General features: G+C 46.6%; 23 protein-coding genes and 1 pseudogene. 18 read left to right on the forward strand and 6 right to left on the reverse strand.

All coding sequences use genetic code 11. The features are described from left to right. The 3 genes from KDD36_08380 to KDD36_08390 all read left to right on the forward strand — a co-directional run. The coding region (locus tag KDD36_08380; GenBank protein ID MCB0396655.1) for a hypothetical protein at positions 1 to 259 on the forward strand (259 nt) is incomplete at its 5' end. After that, a complete protein-coding gene (locus tag KDD36_08385; protein MCB0396656.1) occupies positions 256 to 1,245 on the forward strand; it encodes a MoxR family ATPase in 990 nt (329 codons plus the stop codon). The genes KDD36_08380 and KDD36_08385, both read left to right, overlap by 4 nt. Further along, entirely contained in the window at positions 1,245 to 2,579 is a 1,335-nt protein-coding gene (locus KDD36_08390; protein ID MCB0396657.1) for a DUF58 domain-containing protein, read from the forward strand. The genes KDD36_08385 and KDD36_08390 overlap by 1 nt, the downstream gene beginning before the upstream one ends. Positions 2,580 to 2,593: 14 nt before the next feature. Here KDD36_08390 and KDD36_08395 read toward each other — a convergent pair whose 3' ends face one another. Next, positions 2,594 to 3,505, reverse strand: a complete 912-nt coding sequence (locus KDD36_08395) for a class I SAM-dependent methyltransferase (protein ID MCB0396658.1) — start codon at positions 3,503 to 3,505, stop codon at positions 2,594 to 2,596. Between the two features lie 181 nt (positions 3,506 to 3,686). On the opposite strand from KDD36_08395, the gene KDD36_08400 reads away from it, so the two are divergent. Together KDD36_08400 and KDD36_08405 are read left to right on the forward strand one after the other, a co-directional pair. Next, positions 3,687 to 5,186: a glycosyltransferase family 39 protein gene (locus tag KDD36_08400; protein MCB0396659.1), complete on the forward strand. Its 1,500-nt coding sequence runs from the start codon at positions 3,687 to 3,689 to the stop codon at positions 5,184 to 5,186. A 13-nt stretch (positions 5,187 to 5,199) separates the two neighbouring features. Beyond that, positions 5,200 to 5,841, forward strand: coding sequence for an HAD family phosphatase (locus tag KDD36_08405; GenBank protein MCB0396660.1), 642 nt, complete (start codon positions 5,200 to 5,202; stop codon positions 5,839 to 5,841). Positions 5,842 to 5,843: 2 nt separating this feature from the next. On the opposite strand, the gene mce is transcribed toward KDD36_08405, so the two are convergent. Together mce and KDD36_08415 are read right to left on the reverse strand one after the other, a co-directional pair. After that, complete coding sequence (gene mce, locus KDD36_08410) at positions 5,844 to 6,248, reverse strand: methylmalonyl-CoA epimerase (protein MCB0396661.1); 405 nt, start codon at positions 6,246 to 6,248, stop codon at positions 5,844 to 5,846. 62 nt (positions 6,249 to 6,310) lie between these two features. Beyond that, entirely contained in the window at positions 6,311 to 7,108 is a 798-nt protein-coding gene (locus tag KDD36_08415) for a hypothetical protein (GenBank protein MCB0396662.1), read from the reverse strand. Positions 7,109 to 7,450: 342 nt separating this feature from the next. On the opposite strand from KDD36_08415, the gene KDD36_08420 reads away from it, so the two are divergent. From KDD36_08420 to argH, 9 genes and pseudogenes are all read left to right on the forward strand, one after another. After that, entirely contained in the window at positions 7,451 to 9,217 is a 1,767-nt protein-coding gene (locus KDD36_08420) for a peptide ABC transporter substrate-binding protein (protein MCB0396663.1), read from the forward strand. Positions 9,218 to 9,516: 299 nt separating this feature from the next. Further along, positions 9,517 to 10,035 (forward strand): annotated as a pseudogene (locus KDD36_08425) (GNAT family N-acetyltransferase). Positions 10,036 to 10,203: 168 nt separating this feature from the next. Then, positions 10,204 to 11,421, forward strand: a complete 1,218-nt coding sequence (gene argG, locus KDD36_08430) for an argininosuccinate synthase (GenBank protein MCB0396664.1) — start codon at positions 10,204 to 10,206, stop codon at positions 11,419 to 11,421. After that, positions 11,408 to 12,382, forward strand: coding sequence for an N-acetyl-gamma-glutamyl-phosphate reductase (locus KDD36_08435; GenBank protein ID MCB0396665.1), 975 nt, complete (start codon positions 11,408 to 11,410; stop codon positions 12,380 to 12,382). The genes argG and KDD36_08435 overlap by 14 nt, the downstream gene beginning before the upstream one ends. Before the next feature lie 11 nt (positions 12,383 to 12,393). Further along, positions 12,394 to 13,539 carry an aminotransferase class III-fold pyridoxal phosphate-dependent enzyme gene (locus KDD36_08440; GenBank protein MCB0396666.1) on the forward strand — a complete coding sequence of 382 codons (1,146 nt, stop codon included), beginning with the start codon at positions 12,394 to 12,396 and terminating at the stop codon, positions 13,537 to 13,539. Beyond that, a complete protein-coding gene (locus KDD36_08445; protein MCB0396667.1) occupies positions 13,536 to 14,486 on the forward strand; it encodes an N-acetylornithine carbamoyltransferase in 951 nt (316 codons plus the stop codon). The genes KDD36_08440 and KDD36_08445 overlap by 4 nt, the downstream gene beginning before the upstream one ends. Next, entirely contained in the window at positions 14,486 to 15,262 is a 777-nt protein-coding gene (argB, locus tag KDD36_08450; protein ID MCB0396668.1) for an acetylglutamate kinase, read from the forward strand. Before KDD36_08445 ends, argB begins: the two co-directional genes overlap by 1 nt. A 23-nt stretch (positions 15,263 to 15,285) precedes the next feature. Next, on the forward strand, positions 15,286 to 16,350 hold the full coding sequence (locus KDD36_08455; GenBank protein MCB0396669.1) for a M20 family metallo-hydrolase: 1,065 nt from the start codon (positions 15,286 to 15,288) through the stop codon (positions 16,348 to 16,350). Continuing rightward, positions 16,350 to 17,684 (forward strand): argininosuccinate lyase, encoded by a 1,335-nt coding sequence (gene argH / locus KDD36_08460; GenBank protein ID MCB0396670.1) that lies wholly within the window; start codon positions 16,350 to 16,352, stop codon positions 17,682 to 17,684. Before KDD36_08455 ends, argH begins: the two co-directional genes overlap by 1 nt. Before the next feature lie 559 nt (positions 17,685 to 18,243). On the opposite strand, the gene KDD36_08465 is transcribed toward argH, so the two are convergent. After that, the gene (locus tag KDD36_08465) at positions 18,244 to 19,830 is read right to left on the reverse strand and encodes a hypothetical protein (GenBank protein MCB0396671.1); all 1,587 of its coding nucleotides are present in this window, start codon (positions 19,828 to 19,830) and stop codon (positions 18,244 to 18,246) included. A 182-nt stretch (positions 19,831 to 20,012) separates the two neighbouring features. Between KDD36_08465 and KDD36_08470 the strand changes: the two genes are divergently transcribed. From KDD36_08470 to leuB, 4 genes are all read left to right on the forward strand, one after another. After that, positions 20,013 to 21,170 carry a 2-isopropylmalate synthase gene (locus tag KDD36_08470; protein ID MCB0396672.1) on the forward strand — a complete coding sequence of 386 codons (1,158 nt, stop codon included), beginning with the start codon at positions 20,013 to 20,015 and terminating at the stop codon, positions 21,168 to 21,170. Positions 21,171 to 21,235: 65 nt separating this feature from the next. Then, positions 21,236 to 22,639 carry a 3-isopropylmalate dehydratase large subunit gene (leuC, locus tag KDD36_08475; GenBank protein MCB0396673.1) on the forward strand — a complete coding sequence of 468 codons (1,404 nt, stop codon included), beginning with the start codon at positions 21,236 to 21,238 and terminating at the stop codon, positions 22,637 to 22,639. A gap of 9 nt (positions 22,640 to 22,648) precedes the next feature. Next, the gene (gene leuD / locus KDD36_08480) at positions 22,649 to 23,245 is read left to right on the forward strand and encodes a 3-isopropylmalate dehydratase small subunit (GenBank protein MCB0396674.1); all 597 of its coding nucleotides are present in this window, start codon (positions 22,649 to 22,651) and stop codon (positions 23,243 to 23,245) included. Further along, on the forward strand, positions 23,238 to 24,323 hold the full coding sequence (gene leuB / locus KDD36_08485) for a 3-isopropylmalate dehydrogenase (protein MCB0396675.1): 1,086 nt from the start codon (positions 23,238 to 23,240) through the stop codon (positions 24,321 to 24,323). Before leuD ends, leuB begins: the two co-directional genes overlap by 8 nt. A gap of 1 nt (position 24,324) precedes the next feature. On the opposite strand, the gene KDD36_08490 is transcribed toward leuB, so the two are convergent. Together KDD36_08490 and KDD36_08495 are read right to left on the reverse strand one after the other, a co-directional pair. Further along, entirely contained in the window at positions 24,325 to 25,389 is a 1,065-nt protein-coding gene (locus KDD36_08490) for a gliding motility-associated C-terminal domain-containing protein (protein MCB0396676.1), read from the reverse strand. A gap of 78 nt (positions 25,390 to 25,467) precedes the next feature. Then, positions 25,468 to 26,740 (reverse strand): DUF2914 domain-containing protein (locus tag KDD36_08495; GenBank protein ID MCB0396677.1); only part of this gene is annotated, 1,273 nt, incomplete at its 5' end.

Here is a 26,740-nt window from a genome sequence, read left to right on the forward strand (position 1 = left end):
CAATCATCGTGAACTTTTGCTTAACCGTGCGAACATCATATTGTCATACATTCGCCGCAGGTATGGACTGGAACCGCAGGGCAAGGGGGAGGAGTTTTGTAAAAGGATTGCCACGCTCACCGATGTTACTTCGGAAGTGGCCGGGAACTTTCTGGCAGGGCTGGATGAACTACGCAACCGGACAAGCGTTTCCGATAAGGACTTGCTTGCATATGATAAGCTGTTTGATGTTGTTGAAATAAAAACACACCTGAAATGATTGAAGAGGAAAAACCACAAGGAACCGAATATGCATCACGGATTGACCTCTCCGGTCTGGAAGCTTCCGTAAATAAGATCAGGAATGAGATCGGAAAGATTATCGTAGGGCAGGAGGACCTCATTGATAAACTGATCGTGGCATTGATGTCCGACGGGCACGTGCTTCTGGAAGGTATGCCCGGTGTAGCAAAAACACTGGTCTCAAAACTCCTGGCACGAACGGTGGATGCAGGCTTTTCCAGGATACAGTTTACACCGGACCTCATGCCTTCAGATGTGATCGGTACCCTCGTCTTCCAATCCGGGAACTTTGAGTTCAAGAAAGGACCGATCTTCTCCAACATCATTCTCATTGATGAAATAAACAGGGCACCGGCAAAGACGCAGGCGGCTTTGTTCGAATGTATGGAAGAACGTCAGGTTACCGTTGACGGAAAAACATATCCACTGGAACGCCCCTTTATGATCGTGGCCACCCAAAATCCGGTGGACCATGAGGGAACCTATCGGTTACCGGAAGCACAACTGGATCGATTCATGTTCAAGATAAACGTGATGTATCCCGGCCTGGATCAGGAGAAGGAGATGTTGTTAAGGCATCATCAACGCGGCCATTCAACTCATTTCCATGACATCAGGGCCGTGCTTAGCAGGCAGGAACTGGAGACCTACAAAAATACCATCGACAAGGTTACGGTAAAGGATGACCTCCTCCACTACATCGCGGCGCTGGTGTTGGAAACAAGAAACAACAGTTCACTTTACATTGGCGCTTCTCCGAGGGCATCCATTGCCGTACTGGAAGCATCAAAGGCATTGGCAGCCATCAGGGGTCGTGATTTTGTAACGCCGGAGGATATCCGTGAAGTTGCGGTTCCTGTCATGGTCCATCGCATCAGTCTTACCCCTGAAAAGGAGATGGAAGGCAGAACAGCCAATGAAATTCTAGGACAGTTGTTGAGTAAGGTGGAAGTACCCCGTTAGTGAAACTGCTGAAGTCGCTATACCTGAATAGCCGGATGTTGATCACGGTTGGTGCGATAAGCGCATTCCTGGTGATCTCACATTTTTTTCAGGTGATCTACCCTATCGCCCAGATCACCCTGTACTTCTTTCTGGCAATGCTGGTTCTTGACCTGCTCATGCTGTATGCAACGCCGGGAAGGGTAGAAGGGGCCAGAGACCTTCCTGAGAAGTGCTCTTTGGGTGATATGAACGATGTGTATGTTCATTACCGCAGTACCTATGCCTTTCAGATCAGTATGACCCTGATTGACGAACTGCCATTTCAACTTCAATTGAGAAACAGCAGGTACCATGCAAAGGTCTTGCCCGGTGTCCCGGCAACGATACAATATCAGATACGTCCATTGGAGCGCGGCCAGTACCATTTCGGTCGGCTGAACTTTTTTGCATCCACGCAACTGGGATTTTTTCAAAGGCGTTTCATCATTGGTGAACCGGCCATGGTGCCGGTCTATCCCAGTTTTATTCAACTTCGGAAATTCGAATTTCTGGCCATATCAAACCGGTTGACAGAGCACGGAGTAAAAAGAATCCGAAAGGTTGGCCACAGCTATGAATTCGATCAGATCAGGCAGTATGTGCCGGGGGATGATGTTCGCACATTGAACTGGATGGCTACGGCAAAGATGCAGGAGGAACTGATGGTGAATCAGTTCATGGATGAACGTTCACAGCACATCTTTTCGGTGATAAACACCGGTCGTATTATGAAGATGCCCTTCAACGGACTGACCCTCCTGGATCATGCGATCAATTCCACGCTGGTGCTGTTGAATGTGGCCATTCGCAAAGGAGACAATGCCGGTTTGGTCACATTCAGCGATAAGATTTATTCAACGCTTCAAGCCAGCAGGAGGGCTACCCAGATGCATAAGATCATGGACTTCCTTTACCATGTGTCAACTGACTTTGCCGAATCCGATTACGAACGCCTTTACTTTCACCTGTCCAGGGTGGTCCGTCAGCGGAGCATGGTGTTATTCTATACCAACTTTGAAAGTATCTATGGATTGGAGCGGGCCTTGCCCTATCTGAAGAGAATTGCCAAACACCATTTATTGATTGTGGTATTCTTCAGGAATACGGAATTATCGCAACTCAATCATCTGGAAGTCCGGAACACCGAAGATGTTTACGTGAAGACCATGGCGATGAAATTCGGTTTTGAGAAGGAACTCATTGCACGTGAACTGGAACGGCATGGTATCCATCATCTTCTGACCACTCCGGAACACCTCACTGTGGATGCTGTGAACAAATACCTGGAAGTGAAAGCGAGGGCTTTGGTGTAGTGACTTGAGATCTTTTAGTCGATCCTTTCAAACACCAACCTGTGGTGGTCCATTACCTCACGCTCAAAACATACCCTGTTGGGGCTTTCACGGAAGGTGGCAACGCGCAGGCGGAATTCCCGGCTTGTGAGATAGTGTGGGATGAGTTTACCATACACCATGTACTTTCTTAAACCGAATTTCCGGAACTTCTTCCGCCATTGTCCGATGGTTTCGATGTAGTCCAGGCGTCCGCTGCTTTCAGAGATCAGCTTGAAAAGCGGTTTCGCATTTTCTTCCACCTGCTTGTAGCCATATGGCAACCACGATCCCGGAAACTGGTCCACCATCAATCCCATCATGTATTCGTTGGATCCTTTGGGCGCATCCACACTCACATCTTCAAACTTCACCATGTTCTTGCTGAATACCATGGTTTGCATATAGAACCTCCCTCCGGGATTCAGGAGGCTGTGAATTTGTTTAAAAATACCGGCATAGCGTTCGTCCTGTTTGCCCTGGACAAAATCATCCACTGAACACAGGTGTTCCATGCCACCGATACAGGTAATGGCGTCAAACGTTCCGTTAAACGTTTGAGGGGTGATGTCCCGGCAGTCCATCACGCTTACATCAAAACCATTTTTTACGCACGCATCCGCCTGGCCTTGGGATAAGGTAACACCTATGCCATTCACGCCGCGTTTTGTTTTCAGGTAATTCAGAAAGGGTCCCCAGCCGCAGCACATGTCCAGTACACGGCTGTCTTTTGTGATGTTCAGACTGTCGGCGATAAACTTGTGCTTCTGTTCCTGCGCTTCTTCCAGTGTCATGGAAAAATCACCGTTGTACATTGCACCGCTGTAGTCGCCGGTTTCACCCATACTCAAACGAAAGATCTCGTCGATATAGGTGTATGTAAAATCCATTTCTTCCTGACTGGCCATTGCTTTTGGTTAAAGTTAAGCCAACAAGGTAATCAATATCTTTTAGTGTGTTTCGTAAGATGGGTGAAGTCGCTATGCATAGACTAAAGTACCGGAAAGGCCCGGGCCTATACTGCCGGTCTATACCAGGTCCGGGTGGCCGGAAATTCCATATAAATATCTTGATTAATTTCGCACCGTGATGATTCGCCGGATTCAAAGATATGCAGAAAGCCATCCACTGGCTTTTGTAATGATGGTAGGTGGGCTATTCAGATTGATCGCTGCCATTTTTTCCCAGGGTTATGGCATGCACGACGATCATTTTCTGATCATTGAGGCTGCACAAAGCTGGGTGGACGACTACGACTACAACAACTGGCTTCCGGAGAACCGGCCGAATCAGAATCCCGGTGGACATAGTTTGTTTTATGTAGGACTTCACTATGCCCTGTTTTCATTTCTTGATATGTTCTCCTTTCTCACACCAAAGGCCAACATGTTCATCGTACGGTTGCTGCATGCTGCCTATTCCCTCCTGATCATATTGTTCGGGTATAAGATCACCCGGAACCTGACGGATACAAAAACGGCCAAACAGGTGGGTCTGGTTCTGGCTTTGTTCTGGGTCATGCCAAACCTTAGCGTCCGGAACCTGGTGGAGTTTACCTGCATACCACCGCTGATGGCAGCCACCTGGTTTCTCACCAGAAGGCCATTACCGGCATTGAAAGATTTTGCCCTTGCAGGAGTCATGGCAGGTCTGGCCATGGGTTTTCGCCTTCAATGTGTCATGTTCATCGGGGGGATAGGCTTGGTGTTTCTGGGCAGGAAGCAGATCATTCCGGGATTGATATTCACGCTGACATTGGCGGTTTCTTTCGCCGTTACACAGATCGGTGACCTGTTCATTTGGGGACGACCCTTTGCCGAAGTCCAGGAGTATATCCGGTACAACATCGAGCATGCCTATACCTACCTGACCCAGGAATGGTATATGTACCTGTTATTCCTGGGAGGGATTCTTCTTCCTCCGTTGAGTATATTTCTTTTTGCAGGTTTTATCAGGTCATGGAAAGTTAATGCGATGCTGGTGGTTCCTTCTTTGGTCTTTTTACTCTTCCATTCTTATTTCCCCAACAAACAGGAACGTTTTATCCTTCCTGTTCTGCCCTTCCTCATTATGGCAGGGATCATAGGTTTAAGATCGTGGCAAATGAATGGCACATTTACCAGAGTCAGGAGAGTGGGTTGGCAGATATTCTGGGTGATCAATACCATTCTTTTGATCGTGATTACGCCCGCTTATTCCAAACGGTCCAGAGTGGAATCCATGGTCTTTTTATCCGGACAGGAAGACTTTCAGAATTTTGTCGTGGAAAGCAGCCATAAGAATGACTACCTCATGCCTCCCCTGTATTATCTCCAGCATTGGGTGAGCTATTTTTATGTGACGTCGTCTTATTCCGCGGAAGCATTGCGCAATCGTCTGGATACATTGGAAAGTGACAGGTGGCCTAATTATGTTCTGTTCATGGAAGAGCAGGACCTGGATGTGCGCATCGAAAACTTCAGAAAGTACTTTCCGTCGATGAAGCAGGTGGCGGTCATAGAACCCAGCTTACTGGACCGGACCCTGCATTGGATGAACCCCAACAACAAGAACGAGCGTTGCTTTATTTACCGGTTTGATATTGAATAACGATACCATCATAATGGAAAACCAACTGCCGGATGCTTCCGAGGTCAGGAACATCATCTTCGATCTTGGCGGTGTAATTTTGCATATAGACTACCACCTGACCGCGGATGCCTTTAAACGACTTGGTGCCGCAACATTTGACGATGTGTATTCACAGGCAAGTCAAAGTGATTTGTTTGACCGGCTGGAAAGGGGCGAATTGAACAGCGAAGGTTTTGCCAGGGAGGTTCGCGAGGTATTTAATGGTGACTGGACTGACCGGCAGATCATAGATGCGTGGAATGCCATGTTGCTGGAATTACCTATGACCCGGATTCATTTACTTCAAGAGATGAAGACGCGGTATCGTTTGTTTCTGCTGAGCAATACCAACGAGATTCACCTGGAGGGTTGCCGGATGATGTTTGATGCGGCATTCGGAAGAAGGGATCTGTCTCATATTTTTGAGAAGGAATACTATTCCAGTCTCATTGGCATGAGGAAACCCGATCGGGAGGTATTTGACCTGATCGTTGATAGCCACGGGCTTAATAAAGAAGAGACATTGTTTATAGATGACTCAATACAACATGTTGTCGGAGCACGCCATGCGGGTTTGATGGGTTACCATTTGGAAAAGGGGCAGGAAATCACCGAAATTTTTTCCGGTTGGTGAGATCAGGAATGTATTTCCTGACATAGTTCAACCAGGACCCCATGAGTGCATTTGGGATGAATAAAGCAGATCAGTTTATTATCTGCACCAGCGAGTGGCTGGCTGTGGAGCAACTCAAAGCCTTCATCTTGAAGGCGTGCCATCTCGGCTTGAATGTCATCCACGTCAAACGCTACGTGATGCATGCCTTCTCCACGCCTGGCAATGAATTTGGCGATGGTGCTTTCTTGTGAACTTGCTTCCAGTAATTCGATCTTGTTGGACCCTAATTGAAAGAACAAGGTTGTTACACCTTCACGTTCCACTTTTTCCTCCTTGTAAGAGGCTTTGCCCAAAAGTTTTCGGAATGTTTCGCCGGCGGCTTCCAGGTTGGATACGGCTATTCCCAGGTGTTCTATCTTCTTCATGTGCGAAAAAAAAGCAGACCCATCGGTCTGCTTTTTCAGAATTATGATAAGAAATGCGGGGCTTACTTTTTAAGGAACTCCCCTGTTGTGTTGTCGTAGTTGATATAGTATAAACCTTTCTCCAGGTTATTCACATCGACAGAGGTTCCTTTGCCCTTCTTCACGATATTTCCGAAGCTGTCATAAATCTCGTACATCGTTTCTCCGGTGAAGGTGATGATATCCCTAACCTTAACCGGTGTAAAGATCACCTCAGCAACTGTTGAGCGATAGTTTGCAGTAGTTGAGTACCGGGGTCTTCCGCTGAAATCAGTTTGCTGAACCCTGAATTTGTTAACGCCTGAATGAGGTGTGATAGGGAATTCGTATTCGTTGACCTGTGCAGAACCTTTACCATCCACCTCGCCGATACGAACCCACTTGTTCCACTTGAACTGTTCGATAACATAAGGCAGGGACCCGGATTCATTTTTGGTTTGCCATTTCAAGGTACCTTCCTGGCCACTGCCATCTACTTTGATGGAAATAATTTCGAAAGTACTACGGGGTTTCAATACTTCCGGATTCAGCACTTTCGGTTTGCAATCGTCCTTGTGTTTAATCTTAACTTCTACGGGTGCTCCCAGTTCCAACTGAAAATCCGCAAAGTCAATTTCAAATGCACTGGCGTTGATCTCGGCGGTGGATATTTCCCCATTTACCGTCACTTCAAATGCACAGAAACCAATTCCCGAACCGGCAAAGGGATTTTGTACATAGAGGTTCTTTCCCTGATAACTACCTGTAAGTACAATGACTCCAGCCAGGGAATGAAGCGACAAACCGGTCAATACTGCAATACCAAAAAGCGACCTTTTCATTATCTGTAAAATCAGTTTTTAACTGATGGGAGTTTTAAATTACCCACGCAAAATGTGACTTACCCTTCACTTTTGCATCGCAATATTAAAACCTTATTTCAAGAATTCAAAATATCTTTCGTCTGAACCAAGCCCGCAATATTGAGGAACTTATGCGTAAGCAGGATTTAACAAAGGTAAGCTTTTCGTTTTGATTTTGTGCAAAATCACGGCTAAGGGTGATGGTATTTTTTTCGCATACATAAAACTGCTACCTTGAAACTATTATGGTTACGGCATTAGGTCCCCTAACGCGAGTTTTACGGGTAACCTGATTCAATTCCGATCGTTAAAGGAGAACTTATGAAAAGAAGCATCTACCTACCGCTGGCAGTTATAGCCATAATTGCTGCATCCTGTAATACCCCGGAATCTACCTCCGAAAGTGAAAGTGCCGCCGCCGGAAACAAGAAGTATGGCGGTACATTTCGGTTTAACATGACAGAACAGTTTGATACATGGAATACGCTCGGGATGAATACGGTCAGCAGCATCATTGTTGCCCGTCAGATTTACGACGGCCTGGTGAGTATTCATCCTGTAACATTGGAACTTGAACCGGGTATTGCCGAAAGCTGGAGTACGAGTGAAGACGGAATGGTTTATACCTTCCACCTGAGAAAAGATGTGTTTTTCCATGATAATCCCTGTTTTGAAGGAGGTAAAGGCAGGAATGTGAAAGCATCGGATGTCTGGTATTCTTTTAAGAGGCTGGCCACACCTGGCAAAACAAACGGGTACTTTTCTCAGATTCTCAAAGGCAAGGTACGTGGGGCCGATGCGTTCCATGAATCATTCACCAAGGACAGTGCCGAAGTTGCTTTTGACGGTATTGAGGTTATTGATGACTATCAGATACGAATCACCCTTACAAAACGGGTACCCAATTTTCTTTATATGCTTACCCAGCCGGGCGCCTATATCGTTGCAAAGGAAGCCATCGAAAAGTATGGAGATGAGGCCAAAGTGGGGTCAGGTCCGTTCAGGTTTGCAAAAGAGGAAGAGTTTCCCCGAAAGATTTTTATGGTGAAAAACGATCACTACTACAAGAAAGACAGCCTGGGAAACCAGTTGCCTTTTCTGGATTCTGTTGTCGTTTATTTTCTGACCACCAAAGAGGGAGAGCTTAGCGAATTCATGGGTGAACACCTTGACATGGCCTTTGAGCTTCCAGCTAAAAGCGTAAAGGACCTTGTGCAATCGGATGTAAATGCATTTCAGGGTAATCCGCCGAAATACGTGCTGCAAAGCGTCCCCAACTATGTGACACAATACTACTCACTCAACCTGAATAATCCTTTCCTCGCCAACAAGAAAGTAAGGAAGGCCATTGCGTATGCCATCAACAAAGAGAAAGTCGTAAAGGAAGTTCTCATGGACCAGGCCTGGGGACCAGCCACGAATGGAATGACACCCCCTAACATTCCAGGATATGATATTTCACGGTTCAAGGGAATTACATATAATCCTGATACGGCGAGACAATTACTGGCACAAGCCGGCTACCCGGGAGGTAAAGGAACGCCGAAGTTAAAACTGGAACTGAATAGTGGCGGAGCGAGACATGCGCTGGTTGCATTTGAGATAGTCAAGCAGTTGGAAACAGATCTGAACCTCCAGGTCGAGTGGGAAGTGGTGCCGTTTCCGAAAAAGTTTGAAGATGAAAAATACGGAAGGGGTGATATCTTCCGGTCCGGATGGATTGCGGATTATCCGAGCCCGGAAGCATTCCTTTTCTTATTCTACGGCAAGACCGTTCCGGAAGATAAGGACGCGCCTTCATTTCCGAATACCTTCAGATATCAGAATGCCGCTTATGACACCTTGTTTGATCAGGCTATGTCTCACCCTGATCCATCAGAAAGAAATGTCCTTTTCTCAAAGGCCGAAGAGATATTTCTGGATGATTTGCCCGCCATTCCGTTATGGTATGAGGAGAATTTTGTGTTGTTACAATCGGACGTGAATGATTTACACCTGAATCCACTCAGAATCTTTGATCTTTCCAGGGTATACCTTAAAAAGAAGGAAGAAAGGAAATCGGATACCCACGATGCATCCAAAAAATAATTTTCATTATTGCTTGCATTGATATGATTTTTATACATTTGTAATTGTAATGTCAGGCAGTCATACATATTTGTTCGTTTCTCCTGTTGAGTTCACCCTCGTTCCAGGCTGCCAACCGGTATATACACCGGTAAGGAGGATGAGGCCCCCCTTCGGGGTATGATGCTTTTTGGGCGCCTATGCGGTGCCTGTTCTCCTAAAACAATCCACATTTTAACAACAGAACGTAAAGTTCTTATCAACCGCTTGACCGGCGTTAGCTGTTTCAGGCACAACGAACAACAGGGGAAATGAAATTCATGATATTAGTTGCAGGCAGCCAACACACCGCTTTTGCTGAGGCTATCTGCAAAGAAATGGAAGAAAGCGCCAAGATCAGAGGAACCGGTATTGCCAAACGTTCTCCTGAATACATCGTTAAGAAGATGGAAGAAGGAAAGGCGATCATTGCATTGACCCCGGATAAGCAGTTCGCCGGTTTCTGTTACATCGAGACCTGGGGTCACGGACAATATGTAGCCAATTCCGGATTGATCGTTAAGCCGGAACATCGCCAACATGGCCTTGCAAAAATGATCAAGCAAAAAGCATTCGAACTTTCCAGAAAAAAGTACCCGGATGCCAAGCTTTTTGGATTAACCACCAGTCTGGCCGTCATGAAGATCAACTCTGATCTTGGATATCGCCCTGTTACCTTTTCTGAATTAACCACGGATGAGGATTTCTGGAAGGGTTGTCAGAGCTGTGTAAACTATGATATACTCACCCGGACAGGTCGTAAACACTGTCTTTGTACCGGTATGCTCTACAACCCCAAGCCTGAGGTCAAAGTAACCAAGCCTGAGGTTCAGGTGACCACCAGGCGCAATGTTCGCCGGAATCTTAAGGTGTACCAACGATGGCTTCGCTTCAAACAACACATTCTAACCCGTAAATTCACAGGCATGCGTACCTTGCAAATGCCTTCGCCAAAAACTTCACACTAAATGAAAAACATTGCCGTACTAGCCTTTAGTGGCGGACTTGACACAACTTATTGCGCCATGCACCTGTCCAAGGACCTTGGTCTGGAGGTTCATTCGGTGTTGGTAAATACCGGTGGGTTTGACAAGAATGAGCTTGCCGAGATAGAGAAGAAGGCATATGCCCTGGGTGTGGCGCATCATGAAAGTATCGATGCTACCGGGGAATATTACGACAAATGCATTCGCTACCTGATCTTCGGGAATGTACTAAAGAATAATACCTACCCGCTTTCCGTAAGTGCAGAGCGCGTATTTCAGGCGATGGCCATCGCCAAATATGCTGCCGGAGTGGGTGCGAAATACATCGCACACGGGAGCACAGGAGCCGGTAACGACCAGGTTCGTTTTGATATGATCTTTGGGATCATGTGCCCCAACGCTGAGATCATCACCCCGATTCGCGATCACAAATTGTCCAGGGAGGAGGAGATCACCTACCTCAAAAGTCATGGAGTGGAAAGGGATTGGGCGAAATCTCTTTATTCTGTGAACAAAGGAATCTGGGGTACATCGGTTGGCGGAAAAGAAACGCTGACTTCAGATCAATACCTTCCGGAGGAGGCCTTCCCTACGCAGGTTTCAATGAAAGGTGAAGAGGTTCTGGAAATTGAGTTTATCAAAGGGGAACCCATTGGGGTCAACGGAAAAGAATATGCTTCGCCCGTGGAGGCCATTCAGGCCATCCAGGCACTGGCGGGGCCCTATGGTATAGGTCGCGATATTCACGTGGGTGATACCATCATCGGTATTAAGGGTCGGGTTGGGTTTGAAGCCGCCGCTCCTCTGATCATCATCAAAGCACATCATACGTTGGAGAAACATGTCCTGACCAAATGGCAACTTCAATTAAAGGAAAGTCAGGCCCAATGGTATGGTACATTATTGCATGAAGGACATTTTATGGAACCCGCCATGCGCGACATAGAGGCGTTCCTGCAAAGCAGCCAGTCGCATGTTACGGGTACGGTAAAGGTACAACTCATGCCCTACCGTTTTTATGTGCTTGGCATACATTCGGCATATGACCTGATGTCCAATTCTTTTGCCTCCTACGGGGAAATGAACAACAGTTGGTCAGGCGAGGATGTGAAAGGCTTCGCCAAGGTAGCGTCCATTCAAAATATGATTTATCGTCACGTGAGTCAACAACAGGAGGAATCGCTGCATGGAAAAGGTTAGGGTTGGCATTGTTGGCGGTGCCGGGTATACGGGAGGAGAACTCATTCGCATCCTGCTCGGACATCCGAACGCAGAGATCGTATTTGTTCATAGTAAGAGTCATGCCGGTTCACCGGTTCATCATGCGCATACCGACCTTCTGGGAGATACCGAGATAATCTTTACCGATCGCCTTGGTACCGATATCCATGTGCTTTTTTTGTGCGTGGGTCATGGTGAGGCCTCCGTTTTCCTGGAGCAAAATCCTCAACCGGATCATATCCATGTCATAGACCTGAGCCAGGATTTTCGTTTGCATAAAGAAGGTCAAACCGGCTTTGTTTACGGACTACCCGAGCTTAACCGTGATCGAATCAAGAATACACAGCATGTGGCCAATCCGGGTTGTTTTGCCACTTGTATCCAATTGGGCATTCTTCCTCTTGCTGCGAATCATGGACTTACCGACACCATTCATATCAGCGCCATTACAGGTTCCACCGGGGCCGGACAAAAACTGTCGTCAACCTCACACTTCAGCTGGCGCAACAATAACCTGTCTGTTTACAAAGCGTTTACCCATCAACATCTCGGGGAGATCAACCAAAGCCTGAGCCAACTTCAGGGTTCCTGGAGTCGGGACATTGCATTTATTCCGTATCGCGGTGATTTTACCCGGGGGATCATTGCCACCGCTTACACCCGCAGTGAATTAAGTCTGGAACAGGCCCGGGAATGTTATTCCGCCTTTTACAAAGACCACCCTTTCGTTCATGTGACCGATCGCAACCCGGATCTGAAACAGGTGGTGAATACCAATAAGTGTATCATCTATCTTGAAAAACATCAAGACCGGCTCATGATCATCTCCATGATCGACAACCTCATCAAAGGGGCGTCAGGTCAGGCTGTGCAAAATATGAACATCATGTTTGGGCTTGATGAACGCGCCGGACTATATCTTAAACCATCTGCTTTTTAGTTTTATCTACCATGAAATTATTCGACGTTTATCCACTTTTTGGTATTGAGTTGGTCAAAGGGCAAGGTTCTCAGGTCTGGGATGCCAACGGAACCCCCTATCTGGACCTGTACGGAGGGCATGCGGTGATCTCCATTGGTCATGCACATCCACACTATGTAAAAAGGATAAAGGATCAGCTGGATAAATTGGCTTTCTATTCCAATTCCGTTCAGAACCCACTTCAGGAAGCGTTGGCTGCACAATTGGGCCGGCTTTCCGGTTGTGATGAATACAGCTTGTTCCTATGCAACTCCGGCGCCGAGGCGAATGAGAATGCCTTGAAATTGGCATCATTTCATAACAAGAGAAAAAAGGTCTTGGCTTTAGGAAGTGGTTTCCATGGAAGAACTTCGCTAGCCGTGGCTGCCACTGATAATCCGTCAATCGTTGCGCCGGTCAATGCTTCACATGAGGTTCAGATCATTCCTTTGAATGATGAGAAAGCGGCCGGTGAAGCGCTGAAGAATAAAGATGTTACTGCGGTGATAATAGAAGGCATCCAGGGTGTGGGCGGCGCGAAATCTCCAACGGATTCTTTCCTGCAGTTTTTGCGGAAAGCGTGTGACGAAACGGGTACGATCCTGATCCTGGATGAAATCCAATCCGGCTATGGACGCAGTGGAAATTTCTTTGCATTTCAGTACAGTGGAATAAAGCCGGATCTGATTACCATGGCCAAAGGGATGGGAAATGGATTTCCGATCGGGGGAGTGCTGATCTCCTCCATCTTTGAAGCAAAACACGGAATGCTCGGCACAACGTTCGGAGGGAATCACCTTGCTTGCGCTGCCGCCCTTGCCGTTCTGGAAGTCATCGAGAAAGAAAATCTGGTAGCAAAGGCTAAGGAAACCGGCGACTATCTTCGCAAAGCATTGGCAGGTGTTTCAGGGGTGAAGCAAGTTCTTGGGAAAGGGCTCATGATGGGGCTGGAGCTTGAGATTCCCTGTGCGGATGTTCGTAAGCAATTGCTGTTCAACCACCACATGTTTACGGGCTCTTCATCGGATAAAAACACCATTCGCATATTACCTTCATTGAATCTTGGTCTGGCCGAGGCCGATCAGTTTATCAGTGCATTCAAATCCGTCATGGCTAAAACCACCGCTACGACATGAAGCATTTTACCAGCATAGATGATGTGGATGATCCCGCAGGCCTGGTCCGGGATGCCCTCAGAATAAAAAAAGAACCTTTGGCCGACCGCCGGTTCGGTGAGGATCTCACCCTCGGCCTGATCTTTCTTAATCCGAGCCTTCGTACGCGAATGAGTACGCAAAAAGCGGCACTTAACCTGGGTATGAATGTGATCGTGATGAATATCGGTCAGGAAGGCTGGGCACTTGAAACCGAAGATGGCGTGGTGATGAATGGACAGTCGGCCGAACATGTTCGGGAAGCAGCCGCCGTGATCGGTCAGTATTGCAACATTGTTGGTATCCGGACATTCGGAAAACTGGAAAACAGGGAAGAAGATTATGCTGAAACCATCCTGCATAAGTTCATGGATTTTTGCGGCGTACCGGTGATCAGTCTTGAATCAGCCACCCTTCACCCATTGCAATCCCTGGCCGATTGGGCAACGATAGAGGAACTGAAGTCCGCTGCACGACCCAAAGTGGTGCTTACCTGGGCGCCGCACCCGCGGGCCTTGCTACAGGCGGTACCCAATTCCTTTGCACAGTGGATGAATCGCGCAGATGTAGACCTGGTGATCACACATCCGGAAGGATATGATCTGGATTCCATGTATGTTGGCAATGCAACGGTGACCCATGATCAGAACAAGGCATTCGAAGGAGCCGACTTTATTTATGCAAAGAACTGGTCTTCATACGAACAATATGGCAAAATACTTTCTACCGATCTGTCGTGGACGGTAACCCCGGAAAAAATGAACTTAACCCGCGATGCCTGGTTTATGCATTGTCTGCCGGTGCGCCGGAACATGATTGTTGCGGATGCGGTGATTGACGGGACGAAATCGGCGGTGATCCAACAGGCTGGGAACCGCGTATTTGCAGCCCAGGCTGTGTTGCGCCGAATACTTGAACACAATTTCTGATGGAAAGGCTCACGGTTATAAAGATCGGTGGCCATGTGTTGGATGACGAACGCCAGCTGGAAACATTTCTGAAGGTGTTTGCATCGCTTGAAGGGCCACGCATTCTTATTCATGGTGGAGGTAAAATGGCGACAAGGATAGCCGAACAGCAGGGCATCAAGGTGACGATGGTGGATGGCCGGAGACTGACAGACCAGGCCATGCTGGATGTGGTTATTCAAGTTTATGGTGGCTGGGTAAACAAAGCCCTCGTTGGTGGGTTACAAAAACTCGGATGCAATGCGCTTGGCCTGACCGGTGCGGATGGAAATTTAATTAAGGCACACAAAAGACCGGTTGCAAAAATAGACTACGGTTTTGTGGGTGATGTTGACCAGGTGAATGAACAACTCGTACATCTGCTCTTGACCAATGGCATCATTCCGGTTTGTGCCCCACTTACACATGACGGCAATGGACAAATGCTGAATACCAATGCAGATACCATTGCTTCGTCTGTGGCTGTTGCCATGGCAAATAAATATAAAGTTGATCTTGTTTACGGCTTTGAAAAAGCCGGAGTACTGAAGGATGTGAATGATGACCGTTCAATCATCCCGGTTATTACGAAAGAACAATACGCCGATTGGAAGCAGGACGGTACGATCAGCGGGGGAATGATTCCCAAACTGGACAATGCCTTTGCGGCCATCGATCAAGGGGTAAGTCAGGTCGTAATAGGTCTGGCAACGGATATAGCAAATAAAAAAAGCGGAACGCGTCTCATCAAAGAATGAAAAGAGATGTTCCAAATTAGGACATGAATCAAAATACATTAGCACAGGACGCCATTGGTCTTCTGAAGGATCTCATCAGCATCAAATCGCTGAGCAAAGAAGAAGCGGGAACGGCCGAGCGTCTGGCCACTTTTTTTAAGGACAACGGAATGGAAATCCATACCAAAGGTTACAACGTATGGGCTTATAACCGGCACTTTGATCCTGCCAAACCCACCATCCTGCTCAATTCACATCATGACACCGTCAAACCCAATGCGGGTTATACCATGGACCCGTTTACACCGGTGGAAAATGACGGTAAGCTATTCGGGCTGGGTAGTAACGATGCCGGAGGCTGCCTGGTGTCGCTGATCGCTGCTTTTCGATATTATTTTGAACGGGAGGATTTAAAATATAACCTCGTTGTAGCGGCTACTGCAGAGGAAGAGATATCAGGACACAACGGACTGGAATGCGTTTTCCCCGAGCTTGGCCCCATTGATTTTGCGATCATAGGTGAACCTACTCAGATGCACCTGGCCATCGCCGAAAAAGGGTTAATGGTTCTGGACTGTGTGGCACATGGTAAGTCAGGACATGCAGCGAGAGAAGAAGGTGAGAACGCGATCTACATTGCATTGAAAGACATAGAGTGGTTCCGGACCTATTCCTTTCCCAGGGTTTCACCTTCTCTTGGACCGATCAAAATGACAACCACCATCATTCATTCAGGATCACAACACAATGTGGTTCCGGATCGGTGCGAATTTACCGTGGATGTGCGAATCACGGAACAATATCGGAATCAGGAGATACTGGATACCATCCTGGCCCATGTTAAAAGTGAGGTGATCCCAAGGTCGGTTCGTTTAAACTCTTCCAGTATTCCGGAAGATCATCCCATCGTGCAGGCAGGCATAAACCTGGGTAGAAAAACATACGGTTCTCCAACGACCTCTGACCAGGCCATCATCGATGTTCCATCACTGAAATGCGGCCCTGGTGACTCTGCACGGTCCCATACTGCAGACGAGTACATTAAACCCGAGGAGATTCGCGAGGGGATTGATTTGTATATTCGAATGCTTGATAAGATAATTATCTGATGGCTAAAATCTGGGATAAAGGAACCGATGTAAATCAACGTGTGGACCGATTTACGGTAGGACGCGATCGTGAACTGGACATGGAACTTGCGCCCTATGACGTATTGGGTTCACTTGCCCACATACGCATGCTGGTTAAGATCGGTCTGCTTGAAACGGGTGAATGGAAGGCGCTGAATGCTGCTTTAATTGACATCTACCGCGATATTGAAAAAGGGAATTTTAAAATAGGTGAAGGGGTGGAGGATGTGCATTCCCAGGTGGAGAGCTTACTTACGGAACGTCTGGGGGATGTAGGAAAAAAAATACACAGTGGCCGTTCCCGGAATGATCAGGTTCTTGTGGATCTGAAGTTGTATCTGCGGGATCAGATCAGGTTAATGGTAGAATCCACCCGGAAACTCGCATCGGAATTGCTGGATCTTGGTGAATTGCATAAGGATAAACTACTCCCCGGATATACCCATATGCAGGTGGCTATGCCCTCTTCATTTGGCTTGTGGTTCGGCGCTTACGCGGAAGGGTTAGTTGATGACCTTCATATGATGGAGGGTGCTTTCAGGATTGTGAACCGAAATCCTTTGGGGTCGGCTGCAGGTTATGGTTCATCGTTTCCGTTGGATCGGGAAATGACCACAGAGTTGTTGGGTTTTGAGGGCCCTAATATTAATGCAGTATATGCGCAGATGGGAAGGGGAAAGGCAGAGAAGGTAACAGCGATGGCGATGTCATGCGTGGCATCTACATTAGGTCGCATGGCCATGGATCTGTGCATGTTTATGAGTCAGAATTTCGGATTTGTTTCTTTTCCTGATGAGTTGACCACCGGTTCCAGCATTATGCCGCATAAAAAGAATCCGGATGTCTGGGAGATCATGCGAGGACGCTGTAATCAGTTAAAGGCATTGCCCAACGAGATAGATTTGATTATGGCCAATCTGCCAAGTGGCTATCACCGTGAAATGCAATTGCTGAAAGAAAATATGTTCCCCGCAATGCATCAATTGAGGGACTGCCTATCGATGGCGTCGTTCATGCTGGAGCATATTAAAGTGGGAATGGACCTTTTGGAGGACGAGAGATACCGCTATATTTTTAGCGTGGAAGAGGTGAACCGACTCGTTTTGGAAGGCGTTCCTTTTCGCGATGCATACCGCAAAGTCGGAGAAGACATCGCATCCGGTAAATATGCTCCGATTAAAAAAGTAAACCACACCCACCTGGGCAGCATTGGTCAACCCGGTATCGAAAAAATCCGGAATCTACTGGAACATCGTATTCAGAGTTTTAATTTCGGTGGGTATGCAGAAGCTACCAATAAACTATTGACTTGATTCAAATCCGAATCCCTTTAATATCCCGTCCAAACACCTTCTTTACAGGACAGAATAAGTTTTTATTGAAAATTATTTATCTGAAAATCAGCGCATTAATTGATTTTTGATAAAAAACTCCAAAATGTCTTCTCGAAAAGGTGTAACCAATGCGGTAATCTGCATTATGGAGGCAAGAGCGTTACAAAATTACTTCCTATTTAGCGTCAACTGCAATTGTAACCAACTTGAAGTGAGCCAAAGCCCTCCGCCCCAAACGGAGGGCTTTGAATTTATACCACCCTAACATTATCGCGGATTATAAAGAAAAGTACAGGCGGGTTCGTTTGACACAAATCCGGATGTATTTTTAAATAACTTTATGTCAGTGTTTTACATGCAAAAGAGTGGTATCCGAAAAAAAACTTCAAAAAAACGTGTAACCAATCGACCGGATTGCATTATTCCCATGAAGCAACAAAATAGATTACCTCCTTTTAAGCGTCAATTGTAACCAACTTGAAGTGAGCCGGCCCCCTGCAACCCAGGGGGCTTTCTTTTTGTTGTGTCATCAAGATCGCTAGTCGGCCAACAACTCTTTTGGGTATTGCTTTCCTATTCGTTTAGCTGCCTTTTGCCGGATAATAGTCTGCACGGTTCGTCCGTTGCTATCCAGTTTGGAATCCAGCCAGGAAATAATATCGAAGTAGATAAAAGCTCTTTTTTCATAGGTGGTGCGGGTAAGGGGGATGAGGCGTTCCCTTAATTTGCGGAACTCCTCAAGCAATTCCGTTTCATCAGGATAGCGTGTGAGGGCTTTCAGGAATGACAGAATGCTTTTCTGGTACTGATGAAGATCTTCTTTCTTGAGCAGGAAATGATACAATGATTTAATGTAATACTCGATCAGGTCTGTGTTGCCAATCTCATAATGACTGATCAGGTTCATGATCCGGGCAAAACTGTGAATGTCTTCTCTCAGATCCACATCCTTTAGGTTAATGATCTTGTGCAGCCAGCGAACTGCATCATGAAACTGGCTGTCCCCGAAGTAAAGACAAGAAATCTTGTAGTAAAAAATGATCCGGTAATGGTTGTCAAGGCGATCAATAAATTGATTGATGTCCATATCCATATCCTTGATCATACGGATGCCACCGCTGAAATCTCCCAGCATAAATCGCCTGTTAATTTCATGGGCATAGTAATACTTGAACAGAATAAGGCGAACGTTCTCCGTAATCGTGATATCCGGTTGCGATGTTAGTGCATTCAAACGTGTCTGCGTTTCAGTGAAGGCATCATACCTCAGCAGTTTCCATTGAGCGATGAGCAGACTATTAAGCCCTTTGATGTACATTTCAAGTCTTACCGGAATCATGTCGGGTTGTTGGTCAAAGAGTGCAACCCACTTAAGCGCATATTCAAGTGCATTCTCAAAGTCCTGGATAAAGAAATAATATCCGATGTATGCATTAAAAAGGTACATCTGTTCATCAAATCCCAGGTCTTCCTCTTTGGTTTGGGGAAGGTATTTGAAGAAGTAGTCATGTGCCTTTTTGTAATCCTTTTCATTTTTGATAAACCCCATATTCTGATAAAAGGCATTCAGTTTGGCGATGAGGTTGGAGTAGGCATTGATGTGGCTGATCTGCTTATTTACCTGGTCGGTTTCCTCGATGATCTTGTTTACCCGTCTATGGCTTCCGGTCTTGATGGTGTGTGTAAGGATGTTTTTTTCCCATTTCAGAATATCAAGCAGAAGGGAGAGGTTTTCGCTTTTAATGGCAAGTTTCTTGGCCTTGCGTAACATCTTCTCGCATTGTTCATACAGGCATTTGTTGTATAGAATTTGCGCATTGTCAATATAGGAACGGATGGTCATGTCCATGTCCTTTGCAGCTTGAAGTTGTCGAAGAACCTGGAGAATATGGTTGTAAAGATGGGCCTTCAGGTTGGACAGTTGCTCAGCCTTCAAAGAAGGGTCCTTCTCCAATATGCGTTCTTCATCAAACTCCTTTTGCTTTTCGATCAGGTCGAACAAGCGAACAAACTTCATGTCGTTGGCGTCTCCATACTTTGAAGCAAAAAGTTTGAAGTGACGCTTTTCGCTCTTACTAAGGGAGTGGATCAGGCTAAAGAGCGCATTTGATTTGGTGTTGGCCATCGTAAAAATGGGAATTTAAAGAACAAATATACATATCGTTAAAGGAATGTTTATAGTTGATGTGGTTTCTTGAAAATCGTAAAAGGCGGTTTATTAGGTTTTAAGCTGGAACAGGTCCGCCATACTTTTGTTAAGTACTCAATGGAGTAGAGCCATTTATGTACTAAATCTGGAATAAAGTTATGAGTGAAAAGGTAGATATATTTGATACGACCCTTCGTGACGGGGAGCAGGTTCCCGGTTGTCAGCTCAATACAGAAGAAAAGGTTACCGTAGCCAAAGCCCTGGAGGCTTTGGGTGTGGATATCATTGAGGCCGGCTTTCCTATCTCCAGTCCTGGTGATTTCACGTCGGTCGTAGAAATCTCCAAGGCGGTAAAGGAACCGACGATCTGTGCACTTACCCGTGCTGTTGAAAAGGATATTGATTGTGCTGTGGAAGCGCTGAAATATGCGAAAAAGCCTCGTATTCATACAGGCATTGGAACAAGTGATCTGCACGTATTTACCAAATTACGGATTACCCGTGAGCAATGCATGGAAAGAGCTGTGGCAGCCGTAAAATATGCAAAGCAGTTCGTGGAAGATATTGAGTTTTATGCAGAAGACGCAGGCCGGACAGATAATGAGTTTCTGGCCAGTGTCATTGAACAGGTTATTAAAGCAGGTGCGACCGTAGTTAACATCCCGGATACTACCGGTTATTGCCTGCCTGAAATATACGGGGCCAAGATCCGTTTCCTGCGTGAGAATGTTCCAAACATTCATCTCGCAACCATTTCCACTCACTGTCACAACGATCTTGGCCTCGCTACTTCTAACTCCATAGCGGGTATTCAGAACGGCGCCCGACAAGTGGAATGTACCATTAACGGTTGCGGAGAACGTGCCGGTAATACCTCTCTGGAGGAGGTGGTGATGATCCTGAAGAGTCATGCCTCCCTCGGTTATGAGACCAACATTAACAGCAAGAAGATTTTCGGCACAAGCCAGATGGTCTCTTCCCTGATGCGTATGCCTGTCCAACCGAACAAGGCCATCGTTGGTGCCAATGCATTTGCACACTCATCGGGTATTCACCAGGATGGGGTGATCAAGAACCGCGAGAACTATGAGATCATAGACCCCGCTGATGTGGGTGTGGCGGAATCCTCCATCGTGCTTACTGCGCGCAGCGGTCGTGCAGCCCTTGTTTTCAGGGCCAAAAGTCTTGGGTATGAATTGGATAAAGCCCAATTGGATCATGCCTATGCAGAGTTCCTGAAACTGGCAGATGAATTAAAAGTCGTGAGAGATGATGCTTTGAAAGATCTGTTGGATAAGCTGATGATCTCCGCATAGAATCTGACAACATAGCGACTTCTATTCGTCGTGATATATTAACTTTAACCCTAAACGTATTTTTTGTGAGTTCAAAAACCCTTTTCGACAAGATATGGGATGGGCATGTGGTGAAAAAGATCGACAATGGCCCTCAGGTGCTTTACATCGACCGTCACTATATCCATGAAGTAACCAGTCCGCAGGCATTCGCCGGATTGGAGAAAAGAGGAATCGGGGTGTTCAGACCACAGCAAACACTGGCAACAGCCGATCATAATGTACCCACCATTGATCAACATCTCCCCATTAAAGAAGCACTATCCCGGCAGCAGGTTGAGAAATTGACGGAGAACTGTAGCAAGTTTGGTGTTGAGTTGTTTGGGCTTGGTCACCCGAACCAGGGTATCGTTCACGTCATTGGTCCGGAACTGGGTTATACATTACCTGGAATGACGATGGTTTGTGGGGACAGTCATACATCTACCCACGGTGCTTTCGGAAGTATTGCTTTTGGGATCGGAACCAGTGAGGTTGAGCAAGTCATGGCTACTCAGTGTATTCTTCAGACCAAACCTAAAACCATGAAAATTGAGGTGAATGGTACTTTGGGAAGGGGGGTGACCGCTAAAGACGTGATCCTGTACGTAATATCCAAGATATCCTCTAGTGGAGGTACAGGTTATTTTGTGGAGTACGCCGGTTCGGCCATTGGGTCACTTTCTATGGAATCCCGCATGACCATTTGTAATATGAGTATTGAAATGGGCGCAAGAGGAGGTCTGATCGCTCCGGATGAAATTACTTTTGATTATATCCGGAACAGACCATTTGCGCCTAAGGGTGAAGCACTTGAAGCAGCCATTGAGACATGGAGACAACTTCGTTCGGATAGTGACGATGCTTTTGATATCATCCATCGTTTTGATGCACAGGATATTGAGCCGATGATCACGTTCGGAACGAATCCCGGCATGGGCATCGGTGTGAATGCATCCATACCATCGGTTCAGGATCTGGCTCCCGGGTCCAGCCCCGAGTCCTATAACAAGTCGTTGCAATACATGGGTTTCCATCCCGGGGAAAGACTACAGGGAAAGCCTGTTAACTACGTTTTTCTTGGAAGTTGTACCAATGCCAGAATGGAAGACCTCAGACTTTTTGCTGAAGCGGTCAAAGGAAAGAAGAAAGCACCCAATGTGCATGCGCTGATCGTTCCGGGTTCAAAACATGTAGAGAAACAAGCAAAAGAAGAAGGTCTGGATAAGATATTGGAGGATGCCGGTTTCAGCCTTCGGGAACCAGGTTGTAGTGCATGCCTTGGGATGAACGAAGATAAGGTACCCGCAGGTGAGTACTGTGTATCCACATCCAACCGCAACTTCGAGGGACGTCAGGGCCCGGGCGCAAGAACGTTACTTGCAAGTCCATTAACCGTTGCGGCTGTTGCGATTACCGGTAAGATAGCCGATCACAGGAACGTCCTTTAACCATTTCGCATGAAAAAATTCACAACCCTAGTATCTACCTGTGTCCCACTGAATGTCGAAGACGTTGACACAGACCAGATCATACCTGCCAGGTTCTTGAAAGCCACCACCCGTGAAGGGTTTGGTGAAAACTTATTCCGCGATTGGCGGTTTACCGCCGAAGGTGCTCCCCGGCCTGATTTCGTACTAAACAAACCTGAGCACGTGGGTGCAAAAATCCTGGTGGCTGGTAAGAATTTCGGATGCGGTTCAAGCAGGGAGCATGCAGCATGGGCAATCAGTGACTTTGGAATTTCCGTTGTGGTTTCCAGTTTCTTTGCGGATATCTTTAAGAACAACGCATTGAATAATGGCCTCCTTCCTGTTCAGGTTAGTCCTGATTTTCTGCGTAAAATGTTTAGTGTTATACAAGCAGATGCTTCTGCACAGTTGGAAGTTAATTTGGAAGATCAAACCATATCCATCAAAGGGACCGGAGGCAAGGAAACATTTGACATAAACCCATACAAAAAACACTGTCTGATCAATGGGTTTGACGACATCGATTTCCTGCTGAGCATAAGGGATGAAATAAAATCATTTGAAAATTCAAGAACACATGCATAAGAAGATTGCGGTATTGCCTGGGGATGGCATCGGACCGGAAGTTGTTGATCAGGGCCTGAAAGTTCTGAAAGCTGTGGAAGAAACATTCGGCCACAGCTTCACCTATGAAGAAGCATTGATCGGTGCAGCGGCCATCGACAAAACCGGTGCGGCACTACCCGAAGAGACCCTCAAGTGTTGCATGGATGCTGATGCAGTATTGTTTGGGGCAATCGGTCATCCGAAGTATGACAATGATCCGAAGGCCAAGGTTAGGCCGGAACAGGGTCTTTTAGCACTGCGTAAAGGCTTGGGTTTGTATGCCAATATCCGACCGGTTGCCACATTTGATAAACTCCTGGATCGCTCTCCTTTAAAGAATGACCGTATACAGGGTGCTGATTTTGTAGTTGTGAGAGAACTTACCGGAGGTATCTATTTTGGAGAGCCCAGAGGCAGAAGAGACAATGGGACTGTAGCTTTTGATACGTGTGTATACTCCAAAGAAGAGGTGACCCGTATTGGTCGTCTTGCGTTTGAGATGGCAAGATCCCGTAAAGGGCGTTTATGTTCTGTGGATAAGGCTAATGTTCTTGAAACAAGCAGACTATGGCGAGAAACTATGCAGGAGTTGGGTCAGGAATACCCGGATGTGGAATTGAGTCACCAATTCGTAGATAGCGCCGCCATGGATCTGATCGTAAATCCTAAGCGTTTTGACGTTATTGTAACCGAGAATATGTTCGGGGATATTTTAACCGATGAGGCATCCGTAATCACTGGTTCCCTTGGTCTGTTACCCTCTGCATCGATCGGGGAGAAAACATCCGTTTTTGAGCCCATTCATGGTTCGTTTCCGCAGGCAGCCGGAAAGAATATTGCGAATCCAGTGGCAACCATACTTTCAGTCGCTAAGTTGCTGGAGGAGGCGTTTCAGATGACCAATGAAGCTCAGGCTGTGAGGCTTGCAGTCGAACGGGCACTGGGAGAAGGTAAAATGACACCGGATCTGAATGAAAAAGACCCATTAACAACCAGTGCCTTGGGTGACTATATATCCTCGATCGTGCCTTCGGTATCTGTTAGTACTGCCAAGTAATTCAATGATCTTTACTTCGTAGAAGAACCAGTTCGCCGGTGATCTTATAATCCTTTCCATCATCTCCGGTGGCCTTGATCATCCATAGATAGTTGCTTGCGGGCGCTTCGTCACCATTCATAAGGTACCCTCCCCATCTGGAATCAATGCGGTTGGTCTCAAATACGAGGTGACCCCATTTATCGAAAATGTAAAGCTCAAATGTGCGAATGTTCTTGCCTTCGACGCCGAAGACTTCATTCTTGCCATCACCGTTGGGTGTGAAGGCGTTGGGGACATACAACATGGAAACGGGTACTTCGTCCTGAATGCTTTCAACACCACGTAAACCGTATTGAATATAGGCGTAGGTGAAATGACTTCCCAGGGCACAATCGGCCGTGCAGAATTGCAAATGTACCCGTTGTCCAGCATAAGCACGCAAATCCATCGTATGGTGTGTCCAGAACCGGAACCAGGCTTTTCCACATGCAGAATGCTGACTTTCGAGAAAGCCCTGTTCCTTTAGGTCATTCCCATTAATCACCAGAGATACTCCGGGAATCTCCTTTTCGGCATCATCGAAAGCTACTATCTGGAAGTGGCCATGTTGTGCCGGACGATGACCTTCTGGCATTTCCATAACCACAGCGTATTGAATGTCTATGTAGGATGCCGAACTATCAATCGATAAGATCTTTTCAGCGCATTCTGCCTGATAACCAGCTTCCTGGTTCCCAATTCGAAGGGAGTAGGGCCCAGATCCAGGAGGGCAAACAGGTAAACGGTCATCCGTATTGGGATCCATGAATCCGGAAGTCATCCAGGAGAACCTTGGACCTCCGGAGGCGGTCTTTTGACCATTGCCGCAAACGCCTAATGTTGCATTTACGGAAATTACCGGGTTCGAATCCATCTTCTGAGGCCTGCAATTCAAAGGATATAGAACAGAGTCACAATTAGCTGGCCTTCCCGGAAAATCATATGTATAAGTTGTCCACCCGTCAGTAAATGTGGATATGTTTCCGGTAACTTGTGCAAATGATTTACTGGCAAGCAGGGCTATGAATAGCAAAGTTTTGTACATACGGCTATGCATCCGGACGATCATCCTTACTAATACGAACTGATGAGGCAAGTGTTGTTGACCGGAAAGAAAAAAATACTATTGTATGGAGAAGCTTTCCTTGTGAATGGTTTCACCTTCGGTGTTGGTGATTTCGACATGCCATTCGCCTTTCATATTAGCCGTAATGTTTTTGGAACTCCACGTCCTCCAGCTTCCGCCTTTAACCTCCAGCTCTACATCTGCCATGAGACGATCGCCCAGGTACCATTTATGATGAATGGTCCCGTTCAGGTTCTTAATGCGTGTGAAGCAATATAACTTGCCCGTTTCCGAGTCGAAGGAGGTATTCTTTCCGGATGGAATTCGATTATCTACACTTGTACATACCATTGCTTCATCAACATGATCTGATGATGAACCTATAGTAGCCGTTTGCTGGCTGGCAGATGTGGTTGCTGCATCGGCTAGTTGGCCGTGGTGTTGATCCTCAATTACCGTCCAGTTATCAAGTTTTTTATTCACCTTGATTTCCGCACGTCGGTTGTAAGACATGGATTCTTCGGAGTCGTTGCTTTTGAAAGGATTGTCTTCCCCTTTTGCCGCTGTGATGATCTTGTTCGCGGAAATCCCTTTGGATATCAGGTAGTTTTTAACAGATTCCGATCTTGCCATGGACAAACGTTCATTGTATTCTTCATTCCCTCGTGAACAGGTAAATCCGGCAATATTTACCGTAACACCCTCCATGTTTTTGATGGCCTCTGCGACCTTGTCCAGGTTCTGACGGCTTTCCTGTCTTAAGGTTCTACCATCAAAGTCAAACATTACCCTGGCCATCAGCATGCTTCCTGTTGTCATTGATGAGGATACGGCTGTGTTTTTATCCGTTTTTATTTCCTCTTTTGTTACCTCACCGGTTGCATCTTCAGCAACGAGTCCGGCTTGTTTGTCATGGGAGGCAACAAGGTTGTCGGTTGGTTGTTCAACTGTGGCATCCGCAGTGGCGATTTGTGGGTTGGCCAGCCAGTTCTTGTCCTGGGTCAGATCTTCCAAAGAATCATCCACTTTTTTGATCGCCAGAAGCTGGTCATAATTGGGTTTGGTGGTATCTAATTCTTCCCGGGAAACATAGTGAGGTTTTTCAGTGACCAGGGCCAGGTCAGTTTGGTTATCCTTGACTCTTGAAGGAGATTGGGCAGAGGTTGCCCAAATTGTTTCATATCCAAAGCTTTCCTGCTGAAGTGTTCCGGGGTTTTTAGGATCGGCGATGTGTACCTGGCTATTGGCATGATACCCGTTAATAAGCTGCTGGGTCAGAGGGTCATTTTGCGTTTTTTGCGCGATTACGTGTTTCTTTTCATCATCATCC

Source organism: Flavobacteriales bacterium, assembly GCA_020435415.1.
In the GTDB taxonomy this organism is placed as follows: Bacteria; Bacteroidota; Bacteroidia; order JACJYZ01; family JACJYZ01; genus JACJYZ01.